Annotated in this window: 12 protein-coding genes and 2 tRNA genes; 6 read left to right on the top strand and 8 right to left on the bottom strand. The window is 43.0% G+C overall.

Annotated elements, in window-relative coordinates:
• Positions 1-2: 2 nt before the first annotated feature.
• Together R7Q09_RS03260 and R7Q09_RS03255 are read right to left on the bottom strand one after the other, a co-directional pair.
• Positions 3-1,142 carry an efflux RND transporter periplasmic adaptor subunit gene (locus R7Q09_RS03260; RefSeq protein WP_053349487.1) on the bottom strand — a complete coding sequence of 380 codons (1,140 nt, stop codon included), beginning with the start codon at positions 1,140-1,142 and terminating at the stop codon, positions 3-5.
• Between the two features lie 466 nt (positions 1,143-1,608).
• Entirely contained in the window at positions 1,609-3,246 is a 1,638-nt protein-coding gene (locus R7Q09_RS03255) for a methyl-accepting chemotaxis protein (protein ID WP_318070501.1), read from the bottom strand.
• Positions 3,247-4,020: 774 nt separating this feature from the next.
• On the opposite strand from R7Q09_RS03255, the gene R7Q09_RS03250 reads away from it, so the two are divergent.
• Positions 4,021-5,010: a Solitary outer membrane autotransporter beta-barrel domain gene (locus R7Q09_RS03250; protein ID WP_025766900.1), complete on the top strand. Its 990-nt coding sequence runs from the start codon at positions 4,021-4,023 to the stop codon at positions 5,008-5,010.
• Positions 5,011-5,015: 5 nt separating this feature from the next.
• Here the strand turns inward: R7Q09_RS03250 and R7Q09_RS03245 are convergent, their stop codons facing one another.
• Positions 5,016-5,264: a hypothetical protein gene (locus R7Q09_RS03245; protein ID WP_064368010.1), complete on the bottom strand. Its 249-nt coding sequence runs from the start codon at positions 5,262-5,264 to the stop codon at positions 5,016-5,018.
• 816 nt (positions 5,265-6,080) lie between these two features.
• Between R7Q09_RS03245 and R7Q09_RS03240 the strand changes: the two genes are divergently transcribed.
• The 3 genes from R7Q09_RS03240 to R7Q09_RS03230 all read left to right on the top strand — a co-directional run bounded on the left by R7Q09_RS03240 (position 6,081) and on the right by R7Q09_RS03230 (position 8,886).
• Positions 6,081-7,412 carry a cytochrome ubiquinol oxidase subunit I gene (locus tag R7Q09_RS03240; RefSeq protein WP_318070500.1) on the top strand — a complete coding sequence of 444 codons (1,332 nt, stop codon included), beginning with the start codon at positions 6,081-6,083 and terminating at the stop codon, positions 7,410-7,412.
• 2 nt (positions 7,413-7,414) lie between these two features.
• Positions 7,415-8,407 (top strand): cytochrome d ubiquinol oxidase subunit II, encoded by a 993-nt coding sequence (locus R7Q09_RS03235; protein ID WP_318070499.1) that lies wholly within the window; start codon positions 7,415-7,417, stop codon positions 8,405-8,407.
• Between the two features lie 350 nt (positions 8,408-8,757).
• Complete coding sequence (locus R7Q09_RS03230; RefSeq protein WP_017635045.1) at positions 8,758-8,886, top strand: hypothetical protein; 129 nt, start codon at positions 8,758-8,760, stop codon at positions 8,884-8,886.
• A 273-nt stretch (positions 8,887-9,159) separates the two neighbouring features.
• Here the strand turns inward: R7Q09_RS03230 and R7Q09_RS03225 are convergent.
• Together R7Q09_RS03225 and R7Q09_RS03220 are read right to left on the bottom strand one after the other, a co-directional pair.
• Positions 9,160-9,234: transfer RNA gene (locus R7Q09_RS03225), tRNA-OTHER, on the bottom strand.
• Positions 9,235-9,718: 484 nt separating this feature from the next.
• Entirely contained in the window at positions 9,719-10,084 is a 366-nt protein-coding gene (locus R7Q09_RS03220; RefSeq protein WP_029848594.1) for a hypothetical protein, read from the bottom strand.
• Between the two features lie 247 nt (positions 10,085-10,331).
• Here R7Q09_RS03220 and R7Q09_RS03215 point away from each other — a divergent pair, with 247 nt between their 5' ends.
• Together R7Q09_RS03215 and R7Q09_RS03210 are read left to right on the top strand one after the other, a co-directional pair.
• The gene (locus R7Q09_RS03215) at positions 10,332-10,892 is read left to right on the top strand and encodes a recombinase family protein (protein ID WP_025789109.1); all 561 of its coding nucleotides are present in this window, start codon (positions 10,332-10,334) and stop codon (positions 10,890-10,892) included.
• A gap of 177 nt (positions 10,893-11,069) precedes the next feature.
• Entirely contained in the window at positions 11,070-12,008 is a 939-nt protein-coding gene (locus R7Q09_RS03210; protein ID WP_318070498.1) for a hypothetical protein, read from the top strand.
• 127 nt (positions 12,009-12,135) lie between these two features.
• Here the strand turns inward: R7Q09_RS03210 and R7Q09_RS03205 are convergent, their stop codons facing one another.
• From R7Q09_RS03205 to R7Q09_RS03195, 3 genes are all read right to left on the bottom strand, one after another.
• Complete coding sequence (locus tag R7Q09_RS03205; RefSeq protein ID WP_025789108.1) at positions 12,136-13,839, bottom strand: site-specific integrase; 1,704 nt, start codon at positions 13,837-13,839, stop codon at positions 12,136-12,138.
• 93 nt (positions 13,840-13,932) lie between these two features.
• Positions 13,933-14,020: transfer RNA gene (locus tag R7Q09_RS03200), tRNA-Ser, on the bottom strand.
• Between the two features lie 144 nt (positions 14,021-14,164).
• Positions 14,165-14,614, bottom strand: a complete 450-nt coding sequence (locus tag R7Q09_RS03195) for an L-alanine exporter AlaE (RefSeq protein WP_005378276.1) — start codon at positions 14,612-14,614, stop codon at positions 14,165-14,167.
• Between the last annotated feature and the right edge of the window lie 200 nt (positions 14,615-14,814).

Here is a 14,814-nt window from a genome sequence, read left to right as displayed (position 1 = left end):
GATTACTCCTGTTCACCGTTTTGGATAGTTACCGAACTGCCTGGCCCTACCTTTTGTAAACCGGCGGTAATGACTTTATCACCCGCGTTCAAACCATCAATAATGCGCCATTGGCTATTGATCGCTTCAGCAGTCTTCACTGGTTTCGCTTCCACTTTGTTCTCGCCATTAACCGTCATCACTGTCGCTTTACCTGTCGCATCACGAGATACCGTATTTTGTGGTATTAGAATCGCATCAGGGTCGACACCAGTAATGACCGTCGCACGAACAAACATTCCAGGTAGCAACAAACCGTCAGGGTTTGGGAATTCGGCACGAAGCGTCACGCTGCCCGTACTTTCGTTCACATTGACCTCAGTAAATTTCATTGTGCCTTTGTGTTCGTAAGTGCTGCCATCTTCAAGCATCAATGTAACTTGCGCAGAGTCATCTTCTTGCATATGGCCTTGGGAGAGTGATGCTTTCAAACGCAGCAGTTGCGCGGATGATTGCACAATATCAACATTGATAGGGTCAAGCTGCTGAATGGTCGCTAATTTGGCAGCTTGGTTAGCCGTAACCAACGCACCCGCTGTCACACTCGATTTACCGATCACCCCGCTAATCGGAGCTTTGACTTGCGTATAATCTAAGTTGATTTTTGCTGTGTTGATCTTGGCTTTTGCGACTAGGACCTGCGCTTTCGCTTCTTTGTATGCCGCTTCTGCTTCATCCAAGTCTTGTTGGCTGATGGATTTTTTGGTGATCAAGGTTCTGTAACGCTTCACCGTGGCATAGGTCGACTCTGCCGCAGCTTGCGCACGGATTAATTCCGCTTCAGCGCTCAGCAAATCCGCCTGAAATGACGAATCATCAATTTGATATAGCGACTGTCCTTGTTCAACAAATCCACCTTCAACAAAATTTCGTTCCGAAATAATGCCAGTAACTTGCGGACGAACTTCTGCTTCTTTGAATGCTCGGCTACGACCCGGCAACTCTACTGTCAATGCTTGGCGCGTTGGCTGCACTGTTAACACTTCTACTTCGGTTGCGGGCGCAGGACCACCACCTTGGCTCGATCCTTCTTCGCTAGGTTGACATCCAACCACAAAAAGGCTCGACGCAATCAGCAGAGATAGCGTGGTTTTACGTCTCATGAATTTTTCTCTCTTATCTACCGACAAGCCTTCAAGATTCCTTATTAAAAGCTTCTAGAATGACTTAATAATGACTAACGGATGTATATCCAGAACAAATTAATTAGGATGATAAATACCCAGTGTTGTACATACAACAAAATTTACAGTTCTATACGCTTACGAAAAACGTTTATGGTAAAGGTGTTATGAAGTTCTCAAATTTGAAGATTTTGGGTTGGAAATCACATTTTCCTGTGTGCAATTGCAATGGTTAAAAAGCAGCAAAAGTGATGATAAAAACATCATCACGCTGTACAGAGTTTGTTACCGCTGTCTAGGGTTATTTGCCCACTCTGGTATACGAACTAAAGTGAGAAAGGAATGTAAATATAGTCGAAATTTCACAAGTCAGGTTCGCCACTTATCTAAAAAATAACCCGCTAAGAAGCGGGTTATTTCGTCAGTGAGATTGCTGTTCTCAAGCTTATACTTTGAACTGACTGACCTGATGATCTAAACGTTGAGTTTGCTCTGACAACATGGCTAAAGAAGCTTGCGCTTGGTTTACGATTTCCACAATTGAAGTGCTACTGTCTGCAATGCCTTGTACGTTGCTATTTACTTCGTCACTTACTGTACTTTGCTGGCTCGCAGCCGTTGCAATGTGTGTATTCATCTCGTTCATACGTGAAATCGCGTTCAAGATTTCAGAAAGGGATTCACTCGCTCGGCCAGCGGACTTGATCGTTTCATCACTGCTATTTTGGCTACCGCGCATCACTTCTACAGCTTGTCCTGCACCAGATTGTAGCTTTTCAATCATGGTTTGGATTTCTCCCGTACTCTGTTGCGTACGACTGGCTAAAGAACGAACCTCGTCCGCTACCACAGCAAAGCCTCGCCCTTGCTCTCCAGCGCGAGCCGCTTCAATGGCTGCGTTAAGCGCTAATAAGTTTGTTTGCTCGGCAATACCACGAATTACATCCAGTACGGACGCAATGTTACTCACATCATGATCCAATGTGTTAATGACGTGGCTTGCGCTTTCGATTTCACTTGCGAGGCTACGAATTGAGCTAACCGTTTGATCCAAAATAACATTGGTATTGGTAAGTTCATCATTCGCTGTTTGGCTCGCAACCGCAGCTTCGTTAGCGCTATCGCTTACATTTCTGCTGGTGACTTGCATTTCATGCACTGCCGCCGCTACCGCCTCGCTATCTTTTTGCTGAGAAACGGTCGAGTTCGCGATGGTCGTGGTCAACGAGCTAAGATTTGCCATTTCGTTACGTAAGGTATTTGAGCTTTCAATTACCTGAGCGACTGTCATTTGAATTTTGGACACAAACTGGTTAAATGCGTCTGCTAAATTGCCAATTTCGTCTTGTGTTTTTACATCGATTCGCTGACTTAGATCACCTTCACCGGACGCAATTTCTGTCATCGCATTTTTAATATCATTGATAGGCTTCACAACCGTTTGTAACAACAAAAAAGCCATCGCGATAGCGGCAAAAATAACAATCACAATGCCAGCCTCAAGAATGAGTTCTGCTCTTGTTGCAGCCGCTGATATTTCGTCCTTCAATTGGCTTTGCTTTTCTTCTATTGCATCTTTTACAACGTTAAGCTGCGCTCTAACCTCGATAAATTGGTCTTCAAAGGTATGTTTGTGCTCATTGTAGTAACCACGCCATTGAGATTGAGGTAAACGTAGCATCGCCTCATAACTTGCTAACCACTTTTCACCCAAAGAGACAAGCGTTCGAACTTCATTACCATGTGTAGAAGGCATCACACCGGCTTGTGATAGCTCAATCATTTGTTCCATACGTGGCAGTGCTTTGTAGGCGTTGTCTTTGTATTCACCGATGTGATGATCAATATCGTTTTGAGTATCAGAAAGTGCAACACCTTGGATTGCAGATGTTGCTTGGTAAAGATCGCGATAAGCATCCTCAATCGTTAATAAGTTCGGCACGATCTCTTCGTTGAGTGTCTCACTCAATTCAGATTGCTTCCAACTTGTCATAACGTTTAATACAGAGCTCACAATAAACAATCCAATAATCAATGACAGCGGGATCACTATCTTCTGCTTGATCGTTAAGTTCTGGAACATGAATAGACTCTCTTTATTTATGGTATACAAACTGCCGGAAATTATATCAAACAAATAGAGTATACTATTAGGTAAAAGAGGCTATTCAACATGAAATCTAATGACTTTTTGACAAGGGTTCTAATTTCAACAATTAGTTGATTTTATACAAAATTTAACAAAGAGATCTTTTCAAAAGATGCAAATTAAAATGCTCTTTCAAAACGAAAAATATGTAACAGAAAGTGAATTAAAAGGGACCACATTTTGAAGAATAGATCGACTCAATGATTTACTGAGAACACATACAAAACACAGTTCTTGGATTGAGCACCACCGCGGAATATGCAAAGGTCCGAACATTTCTTCTAAAGCTCAAAAAAACCATTGTTTATCTGACGTATTTAAGGGTACTCCTTGATGATGTTAGTCGTGATGTTGGCAGACAGGATGCTTACAAGTTTTCGAAGTTAACCAGTAGCACAGTGAACGATTCAGATTTTCTTGAGCGCCAAGGCAATAAAAAAGTTTGCTATTTTCCTCTCAAGAGACGCATTAAAGAAAATAATGCAACCTAGTCACAAAGTCTTGCTACATCTTCAGAAAAGAATGATGTTGCTAAACAAATCTGGTGCAGCATACACATTGAAGCTAAACTCGTTTAAGGAACTTTTTCATATCAATATGAGAAAACATAGATTTCTCAAAGTTACACCGACCATTCAACGATTAAACTAATGTTAGCGTACCGGTACGTCCAAAAACTCCATGCATGAACCATTTGAAAGAGCCAAAATGTTCCAACCCAACTTCGCCTCAGTGGAGTGGCGAGTCGTTTCGCTCGCTCTCCTACTCTCTCTTCCTAACACAGCTCAAGCGGATCCACTAGATAAGGAAATTAGCAACCTTCTCCAACAACGTTTTTCTATCGCGGTTTTGCTGTCCGACACTGACGCAATTGCGTTTGGTATTGGCGACTTTGATCCGAATGCATTATTTGATACCGCCAACCCAGAGTTCGGGACTGACGAGTCAATCAATGAACGTCGAAGCAAATCCGTATATGTTCTCCCTTACACGACTAACTTTGACATAGAGGGCAGCGAGGACTTACATGAGCTGTCGTTTAAGGCATTTACGATACAAACAGAGAATGATCTCAAACTATTCGGCACAAGTAAGGATCTTCTCAAGGAAAGGACATACGGTGCATCGATTGGTTATGGGTATCTATACAAAGCAAGTGAAAACGTCACCCTTAGCACCAGAACGACGACTCACCTTATGCGTTATAAAAACTCATTCTCTACCGATAATAAACTTTCATCCATCATTGGAAGAATCCTAGACGGCCGTGCCGTTAACGTTTCAGCATGGGCGGCAATAGTTCAACCATCCATTAAAGCCAAATACACGTCTCCCACAAGTTGGGGGAAATGGCATGCCAGTTCGACATTGAATTCATTCATTGGGCACAGCTGGGGAAGCGCAAATAACGGCAATATAGGCAACCCTAAAGGTTGGTACCTATCTAATGAAATCACCGGTTACTACAATATTTATCACGGTGAGCAAGCTTTATTTACTGGGATTAAAAGAGTCGACCTTTCGCATGATTTAAGCGACGAACTTGGAAGTCCGCATTACTACGAAGCTTCTATAGGATGGCTATTTTATGCACCAAAGCCCTTTGATTGGTTGGACAATTTCGGCATAGGCGTTAACTTCAACTACGGCTCGACTCTCAGAGGTGGCAGCATTCAACTTTACTACAACAAACAATAAAGCCGTCAGTACATGAACCAGTTGGTAGCATATATAACAAGAAGAACTAGAAGACACAAAAGGAATGGCAGAGTTAGCGTCTTCGCAAACTTTTTCATGAGACTTGGGTTATCAAACACTACACCTTCCGCTTCTCTTACCCTTCGCTCTTCGTCAAAATGCCATTTAATGGCTAAGTAGGCTCCTATCCCTAATACAATAAGCTTAAAAGCTCCAGCAAAGTAAGGAAAGAAATTAGCCCAACTGTCGTTCATTATCCATCTCCATCAAATTCAATATCAGCTTTGCGGTGGCAGAATCCAAAGTTCATGTAGAATGCCCCCCTCAAAGTCAGACTCTCTGGCTAGCGCCAGTCTACTGCTCGAGATAGCTGTCCACAACTCTCTTTACCAGATCGGTATTTATTAATTATTTAATAAATAACAAGAAAGACACTAGCACACTTGCTGAAAAGTAAGTGTCAGTTTGGATTGAAACTCATCAGGAATCGAAAATGGTCCGCAGTCGACTTGTTGATCTAGTGAAAACCGAATTACCTAGCGCCAAATCGTTCGCTAGTATAAAAATGTAGCCTATCGCACTTCTGGTCGAGTGCTAACGAACTTATGATGCACATGTCATTAGCAGTGCAATTTTAAGTTTATCAATTAGCTAAAGTTTCCCACCTTAACTGCCAGTAAGTTTGCTGTGTTTGAGACGATCTCGACATGACTAGTGTATAAATAGTATGGAGGTTCAAAGTGAAGGCAAGGCAAATTTCCTTACTAAAAATATTGTTTCTGTAATTTTATTTCAGGATTATCGAAACCATCATAAGGATAATTCGAACTAATCTTAATCCATGCTCCTTCAGTTACATTTGCTTTCTTTTACTCACTTCTCGCGACTATTAGTGGCATTTTGAGACAATTTCCTACACTCCTTTCTTTCCCTTAGTTGATATAAATCATGGTTAGAAGAAAACAGAATCACCTGTATTTCTCGATACATGAATCCAAACTGCCCGACTTTTCGTAACTAAATTACAGATAGACACGATTTTTAGTATGGCACGTTTTTGAGGAACCAAGATGTTAGATACCCTCATGCTGTCGCGGATCCAGTTCGCGGCCAATATCAGCTTTCACATTCTCTTCCCGACCATCACCATCGCGTTGGCATGGATGTTGGTGTTTTTCAAGTGGCGATATAACCGCACACAAGCCCCCGTATGGCTCGATGTTTATTACTTCTGGGTCAAGATATTCGCTCTTACTTTCGCCTTAGGCGTGGTATCCGGCATTACGATGAGCTTCCAGTTTGGTACCAACTGGCCAGGCTTTATGGAACGAGTCGGAAACGTAGCTGGACCATTGCTCGGGTACGAAGTGATGACCGCCTTCTTTATGGAAGCCACCTTCCTTGGCGTGATGCTTTTTGGACGAGGACGAGTACCGGAGTGGGTTCATACTCTCGCCACCGTTCTGGTTGCTGTAGGGACAAGTATGTCCGCATTTTGGATTCTGGTGCTTAACAGCTGGATGCACACACCAAGCGGCTATGAAGTAATTGACGGTATTGTGCATGTAACCAGTTGGAAGGAAGTTATTTTCAATCCTTCTTTAACGTACCGTCTTCTACACACGCTATTAGCATCGGCGCTGACTGCCAGCTTCTTGATTGCAGGTATCTCGGCTTATCAAATAATGAAAAAGTCAGATCACCGCTCAGCCAAACTTGGCCTAAAAGTCGCGCTGTTCGCGGCGGCTGGGTTCATCCCGGTACAAATCTTTGTCGGTGACCTTCACGGGTTAAACACGCTTGAACATCAACCTGCAAAAATTGCAGCGATGGAAGGTGTGTGGGAGACCGAGCAAGGCGCGCCTCTTCTACTATTTGCGATGCCAAATGAAGAAACTCGCAGCAATGATTTTGAAGTGGGCATCCCTAAGTTGGCGAGTTTGATTCTTACGCATGACTTAGACGGGGAAATCCAGGGACTTAACGAGTTTGCGCCTGACCACCCGCCAGTGAAGCCCTTGTTCTTTGGTTTCCGCGTGATGGTTGGTGTAGGTGTCCTTATGCTGCTGGTTAGTTGGTATGGCGCGGTGAAGCTAGCACGTAAAAAATCGCTACCTAAACCTTACCTGTACACGGTATTAGCCATGACGTTCTCTGGTTGGATAGCCACACTGGCGGGGTGGTATGTTACTGAGATTGGCCGACAGCCTTGGTTGGTCAGCGGTGTATTGCGTACATCAGAAGCCGTCACCACGGTTGCGAGCAGTAGCGTGATGACTTCGCTCATTATGTACTTAGCCATTTACGCTGCATTGCTGGTTGCGTACATCCATACCCTGTTCTATTTGGCGCGCAAAGACGTTGCAGCCCATGAAGTCCCACTGACACAACAAGAGGCCTAATCATGCTCGACTATCTACCAGAAATTTACCTTCTGCTGCTTGGCTTCTCGGTCTTTATGTATGCCGTGCTCGACGGCTACGACCTTGGCGTCGGTATCCTGTTGCCAAGTGATAATGAAGCGCAACGTGACCGAATGATAGCATCTATCGGCCCTTTCTGGGACGCGAATGAAACGTGGTTGGTGTTAGCCGTCGGTATTCTGCTGATTGCCTTTCCTACTGCTCATAGCTTGATCTTGACGGAGCTTTATATGCCGACCGCCATCATGCTTATCGCACTGATCATGCGTGGCGTGGCATTCGACTTCCGAGCCAAAGCCAACTCGGATCATAAGCCTCATTGGGATTGGTGCTTCCGAATTGGCTCGCTAATCACCGCACTAACTCAGGGTTACATGGTGGGTCGTTACATCATGGGATTTGAACAATCAACCGAAGCATTTGGCTTTGCTTGGTTAAGCGCACTTTGTGTAGCGGCGGCGTACGTTTACATCGGTGGCGCATGGTTAGTACTAAAAACGGAAGGTGATTTGCAAATACGCTCGGCCCGTTGGTCTCGCCGTGCTGGTTGGTTAGCGGCCTTAGGAATTTTGGTGGTTAGCGTTGTAAACCCGATTGTAAATCAACAAGTTGCCTTGCGTTGGTTCAGCTTCCCAGAAATCTTGTTGCTTGCCCCAGTTCCGTTAATTGTATTGGCAACCATCTTCCTAGTTGATCGCTATTTGCGTCAGGTTCCAATGGTGAATGATCTGGGTGTGCGCTGGCCTTTCTTTGGTGTCACTGTCATTTTCGCGTTGAGCTTTCTCGGGCTTGCGTATAGCTTCTTCCCAGAAGTTGTGCCGGGATTAATGACCGCAAAAGAAGCCGCCTCCTCGCCTGCGACGTTAATAATCGTGGGCTACGGTGTGATGATTGTTATGCCGGTGATATTGCTTTACACCTTTGTGGTATACCGGATCTTCAAAGGCAAAGCGACAGAACTTAGCTACAAGTAGGAAAGGGAATTCCTCAACAAAGCGCCGCTGCTCATGCGGCGTTTTTTTTGCAGTACTCAACGACTAAAGTATCTACCCAAGGCGACTGAGTGGGAACGCTGAGAGAATGTAGCGGCAGCCAGTAGTTTGTTCCTAACTAGAACGAGATAACCGTTTCTCAACTATAGCGATACAGGCACAAAAACAGAAAGAATATTTGATGTTACAGAAGGTAGACCGCCACTTTAAAACGCTTTGAGTATTTTTTGCGCTCAATGAGGTGCAAGTATACTTATGCTTTTTATGACTTGTGAACACTCAATTGCATGTTATGTTGCTGTTGAAATCGTACATGAAATAAGGACAAGAACATGAAGATAAGATGCAAAACGACGCAAAGCATTGAAAAATTTAACCCTGATGACCTCAATCCAAACACAGATCTCTTTGGTATGATTGCTGTTGTATTCGTGTTCATGGCTGTTTTGCTTAGCATCTAGTAGTGCTACGTTCATTCTTATGGCCGTATTCATACCTCATGTGATATGGGTGCTAAATTCTAGATTAAAGCGGATAGGCTAACCCGCACCAATCAGATTATGGCTGCCTCTGTATAGCATCTTCAATTTTGGCGTTGTATCGAGGTGAGATGTGAATAGTTGGCTTGTAGATAGAATGGCGCTTGCACCTTGAGCACTCTTGTGTACTTTCAATGACGCATTACTTTAGTGTAGATACGAAAAAAGGCCTGATAAATCAGACCTTTTAGAATGTGGCGGTGAGTGAGAGATTCGAACTCTCGATTGCTAGCTACCAAGTTTAAAACATTTAAAATCAACCACTTAAATATATACAACTTCCATTGTTTGTACCAGTTTTTTGTACCTTTTCCTAGACACTCTCAATCGTGATTCCAAACAGGAATACACTTGGTAAATCGACTCCTACAGTAAACATGATGTGAGTGGGCAGCTACCAACCACTACAATGATACTCAGACATACGTAACGCTGGTTATTGAATTTACAATTTAGAATTTTTTTTCATAGAGTTACAAAACTACAGAGAAATAAACAGGACAGTAAATTGCTCAGATAAGAAGTGGAATAATAATGCGTACCGGAAAGGCTATTCTGATAGAAGACTTCATCCTTACAGGAGTTTGGCGAAGCGGTATTAAGAACTATAAGAGCACACTCTGCTCTATGGTTGTGAAGTGGTTGAATCAATATGGGACGCGGAGAGAATCACCACGAGGGATTGGTTAAGCTAAGGTTCATTTACAAAAATATTGGGGAGTACTCAACACACTCCCCATGATATCGCAGCTAATTAACTACTCCAGTTCTCACAACCAGATTTAGACTTGTCGATCACTAAGTCTCCCTCAACCTTGTATGAGATGAAACCCACAAGGAATGAAAAGAACTCTGAATCAGCGGTAACGTCTGTTAGACCTACTGCACATGTATCATTTTCAATCGCTTTATCAGCAGCCTCTTTAACGCTAGGAACACCTAAAGGAACAATGATAATAGGCTTTGCATCCTCACCAGTTACACGAGGGCCTTTGACAAATTCACCGCCATTTAGGTCGACATTTTTGGTCGATGCCAGTGTGAAATCCGCAACACGCTGAGCACAACCCGTAGACAGCAGTGAACCGGCGATAGCAATAGACAATAGTACTTTTTTCATTTCCAGCCTCTGTTGTTATTAATTTTTTTGGGGGGCGGATTATTACATATCATTTGAATTATGTAAGTAACCCACTGAACTGATTGAGTAATATCTAGACGCCTTGTGTGTATATTGCTCAACATACCCATTAGGTATACCCAAACGACTACGGTCAAACCTTGATCAAACAGTACCCAATAGGGTTGAATTTGAATTGTGACCACAATAAAATTTCTAACATCTTAGAGTTAAACGGGTACACCTAATGGCACACATAGCTTATCTACGTGTTTCGACCACAAACCAAAATACAGACCGTCAACTTACAGATTCTGGTATCACCTTTGATAAGAGCTTTACAGATAAATGCAGTGGTGGCTCAACTAAACGACCAGCATTAGAAGCTCTTAAAGACTACGTTCGAGAAGGAGATACAATCCACGTTCATAGCATCGACCGCCTAGCGCGTAATTTGGTTGATTTAAAGCAGCTAATAAACGACTGGACTAACCAAGGTGTTAGCGTGAGATTCCACAAGGAAAACCTAAGCTTTAATGCTGGTGGAAGCGATCATATGTCTGAGCTCATGCTGAACATGCTAGGAGCTGTAGCTCAATTCGAGTTAGCAATGATTCAGGAAAGACGTCAGGAAGGCATTGAGAAAGCTAAAGCAGCAGGGAAATATAAAGGTAGACCAACTAACACAACTAACCACCAGCGTATCGCTGAGCTACGTTCACAAGGAATGTCTTTAAGGAAAATAGCAGCTCAAGTAGGAGTCTCTCTTTCAACAGTACAAAGAGCTCTATCAACAAACCTCAAGTAAGTAAAAATCAAAAAACCAAGCGCACATATTGTGTAAAAATAGCTGGGCAGTGCAATCGTGATGGATTCGCATTACCCCGAACCCTCCCCCCCTCCTAGGGTTCCAATCAAACCAAAAAGAGAAACATTAATAATCAGTCATAGACCTACAGGTACATAACACACTATGAATCAATTCATGGCAGATAGCAGATTTGCGTATTTAGACCCTCGAACTCTCATACTCGATCCCGCGATGCAAGCCCGTGACGTTGAACTCATAAAAGACAAACGAGTACGTTCAGCGCAAGAGATTAAGCAAGAGAGTCAAAGCAAGGAGATTCTTGAAGATCTTCGTAATGGACAGCCTATAAGGCAGCCTATCACTGTTTTTGTGGTTGATGATAAGTATTACGTAGTGGATGGTTTCCACCGCACTGGAGCTTGTTTGAAGTACCTTGAAGAAAACCCCGATGCTGAATTGATGATTAACTCGTTGATCATAGAAAACCGTACTTACGCTGAGGCATTCTCAGCAGCCCAAGATGTCAATCAAGCGCATGGGGTTGGAGTTACTAAAGATGAAGTAATGCAAGCTCAGTTTCGCAAGCTAATTGTTAACCGAGAGTTTGACCTAAGCGTCTCTCAAGTATGTGAGCTTGTTGGATGTAGTCGTGGTCAGGCTGCACACATTGCTAACGGCTTAAAAGCTTGTAAAGAAGCATTAGGGACTGACATCGAGATGAACGACTTAGAGAGCTTTGTTGAAGGCCTCCAGTTTGGCTTGGAGTCACGTTATTACCTACCCCAAAGCTGCTGGGACTCTAAGGGGTTTCCGAAGATTAGACGCCTCTCAGATGCTTTTAAGGGCAAAGATAATATATCTGACAAAGATGATGAGCAGTGGGAGCAAAAGCAAATTAAAGACGTCTCAAATAGCATCAGCCGCCTCATTGAGTTCTTTGGAGAGGATATCTTCAGGGAAGGTTTAAGAAAGGTCACTAGGAGATCTCAATTAGGTATCTCGATATCTCAACGGAGTAAGTGGCTGGAACAAGCTGGGACTATCGAAGGGAGTATTCAAGATAAAAATAGTGGAAATAAAGCCCCTAACGTAACCGAAAACTACGACTTTTAGAAATAACATTGCGAGCTCGTAAGCCTTATACCACAAGGCCTACGGGCTATTTAAGACCAAAGTGTACACGTGTGAACAGTGGGGAGACTTTAGGTGTACACAACAGTGTAAATACATTAACTAAAAGCTACCAAAGACGTGGGACAGCCAACCTAGGCAAACAGTCTATTGCTTTCTTCTTAGCCTTCATATCAACCGTACCGTATGCTGCACCGATATTAGCCGGAGCGTGACCAGTGATAGCATCACTAACAGAATCAACCACTCCTAGACCACGCAAAACTGTTCTCAAAGAGTGCCTAAACGAGTGTGATGGCTGCTTGGTTATGCCTACCGTCTTGACCTGTTTACTCCACCACTTACCAATAGCACCAGACCTTTTACCGTGTTTGTTTGGCTTGTGCTCAGGGAATAGAAACTCTCCACAGGACGCCACATAATCCAAAAAGCCTAAATCAATGAGGTGCTCATGAATCGGTACTTGTCGAACAGACTTAACGTTTTTTACGTTCTGCTCTTCACCCTCACGAACATAAATAAAGTGAATATCTTCGTCTGATCGTTGTATATCTGAACTTCTGAGTTGAACCATTTCTTCAATCCGAGAACCCGTATACCTGCATAGAAGAGGCACCCAATAACAAGCCATGCCATAAGGCTTACTAGCAGTGACATCAGTGAATATATCTAGCTTAAATAACTGATTGATCTCACTAGGAGTAAAACCTTTAGCTTCCGCTACCGCAGACTTATTCTGTACTTTAGGAAGTGTTACGCCTTTGTACGGGTTGACGTCTATCAGACCAAGCTCAACAGCATAGCCAAATACAGGAGAAGTCTTTCTGAGAATAGTCTTAACGGTTGAAGGAGATATTGTCTCAAGCCCTTTTGTTTTAACAAGCTCAAGCTGCTCAGGTACTGATTTGTTTCTAATCTCTTTAGCTTTAGACTTAGGCAATTGTAACAGGGTATCTTTGTATTTTGAGATATGACCTCTCGTTACATCAGCAACATCTAGATCCCCTATTATCTCTATAAGACGCTCTATCTGAGACTCAACCTCTGCCAAGGATTGAGAAGCTTTGCCATTAATAGATGCAGACTCAAGGTAACGCTTCAATAGGCTCGAAATGGAGTTCTGAGATGGTTTCAAAGCCCTAGACGGTATCTTATCAGGCTTAGACACTGAAAGGGACTCACTAGCGATTGGAGTGGTCACTGGCTCATACCCAAAGTCTCGCTTGTGACGAGCCAAACAGAGAGACTCAACTCGACGGGCGTAATCGTAAAAAGCGTAAACCAAACGTCTATATGAAGCGCTTGTCTCACATACAACTAAACCTTCTATGTTTAGCTGTTCTTCAATGAAATCTTTCAAGCCTTCCAAAAGCTCTTGATATTCCTCTTCAGTAGCTTTTGACGCATCTAGACCACTAAACTCAAATGTGTCAGATAAGCCGAATACGTGGAGACGCTTATCGCCCTCAACGCCATACCATTCATATCGAAGATAGCAATCATAGTTACCATTACCATCAACCTCATCTTTGACACGCAGATACCAACGCTCGGCAATGATCGCGCAATCACGGACATTAAGCTCAATATCAGATGAATTAGATAGCTTTAAATTAGCGAAGTCGATTTGCTTGAGCGCATCATCAAGATGCTGAGGAAATCGCTGCTTTGCTTCAGAAAGGTTTTTCGTTTGAAGAGATTTCTTGAAGACTGTCTTACCGATTATAGGAACCAGCTTTTTTGGGACAGCCATTCTAAAGTAGTAAACACCAGTCTGAGGATGCTTATAAGGACTTGCCATGATGTTCGACATTGTACCTACTCTTTGTACCAGTAGGCAGCTTACATTAAAACACCAAACCCCTGTATTATAAGAAGTTCTTACACTACAAGGGCTTATAGAATGTGGCGGTGAGTGAGAGATTCGAACTCTCGATACGTTGCCGTATACACACTTTCCAGGCGTGCTCCTTCAGCCACTCGGACAACTCACCGAATCAAATTTTGGTTAGCATCATTGGCTAACGAGGCGCTAATTTAATGATTATGTGCCTGATGGTCAAGGCTAAACATAAAAAAAAGCGCCCTTTTCGAATCGATTGCTCACTAAGTAACTAAATTGAGCAAAACTGGGGCATTTACATGCTTTGAGAATAACCGGGAACACGGAACCAACGGCGGCACATGTCCAAGAAGTACCCATACAACACACCCATGCCACAAGAAATAACAGCGTTACTTGCCACTGCGGTCACAATTTGATCTGTAGACGCGCCAACTGCGAATAAAATACCCGCATAAACTGGAGATTGAAATAGTACATAAGCGACCAGATCAGAGATGTTCTTCATAAAGGAAGACGGTGACACCTTACTACCTTGATGCAGCACCCAATCACGAAAAACCCCATACGGCCAAGCAATAGCGATATTCACTGGAATCGATAGCGTACGCGATGCTAGAGATTGCTCAAATGTCATCCCTGAAATCAAAATCTCGACAATCATCCCTGTGATAAAGCAAAAAACAACCATAGCAAAGGTATCCGCTGCGGCGTGACGAATACAAAATGGTCCACGAGACTTCATTTACAAAACCCTTAAAATCAAACACTGCAATTAATAAAAATAATAAAACTATTAACCACTAAAAAGACATCAAGCCAGTTAATGATGCAATTAGAACACGCACAAACTAGCTTATGGTTCTGTATTTAAAATTAAGTTGTAAATTTATAACCAACTTTTAAAGTAAAAGTAGTTTTTTTCACCAACGGCGAGTAAAAACG

It is taken from the genome of Vibrio sp. 2130-1 (assembly GCF_033339515.1).
This window is presented reverse-complemented; position numbering and strand designations above follow the sequence as displayed.

Bases quoted from the DNA above. Each gene is read 5' to 3' on its own strand.
- R7Q09_RS03260 (WP_053349487.1), bottom strand. From the start codon at position 1,142: ATGAGACGTAAAACCACGCTATCTCTGCTGATTGCGTCGAGCCTTTTT.
- R7Q09_RS03255 (WP_318070501.1), bottom strand. From the start codon at position 3,246: ATGTTCCAGAACTTAACGATCAAGCAGAAGATAGTGATCCCGCTGTCA.
- R7Q09_RS03250 (WP_025766900.1), top strand. From the start codon at position 4,021: ATGTTCCAACCCAACTTCGCCTCAGTGGAGTGGCGAGTCGTTTCGCTC.
- R7Q09_RS03245 (WP_064368010.1), bottom strand. From the start codon at position 5,264: ATGAACGACAGTTGGGCTAATTTCTTTCCTTACTTTGCTGGAGCTTTT.
- R7Q09_RS03240 (WP_318070500.1), top strand. From the start codon at position 6,081: ATGTTAGATACCCTCATGCTGTCGCGGATCCAGTTCGCGGCCAATATC.
- R7Q09_RS03235 (WP_318070499.1), top strand. From the start codon at position 7,415: ATGCTCGACTATCTACCAGAAATTTACCTTCTGCTGCTTGGCTTCTCG.
- R7Q09_RS03230 (WP_017635045.1), top strand. From the start codon at position 8,758: ATGAAGATAAGATGCAAAACGACGCAAAGCATTGAAAAATTTAACCCT.
- R7Q09_RS03220 (WP_029848594.1), bottom strand. From the start codon at position 10,084: ATGAAAAAAGTACTATTGTCTATTGCTATCGCCGGTTCACTGCTGTCT.
- R7Q09_RS03215 (WP_025789109.1), top strand. From the start codon at position 10,332: ATGGCACACATAGCTTATCTACGTGTTTCGACCACAAACCAAAATACA.
- R7Q09_RS03210 (WP_318070498.1), top strand. From the start codon at position 11,070: ATGGCAGATAGCAGATTTGCGTATTTAGACCCTCGAACTCTCATACTC.
- R7Q09_RS03205 (WP_025789108.1), bottom strand. From the start codon at position 13,839: ATGTCGAACATCATGGCAAGTCCTTATAAGCATCCTCAGACTGGTGTT.
- R7Q09_RS03195 (WP_005378276.1), bottom strand. From the start codon at position 14,614: ATGAAGTCTCGTGGACCATTTTGTATTCGTCACGCCGCAGCGGATACC.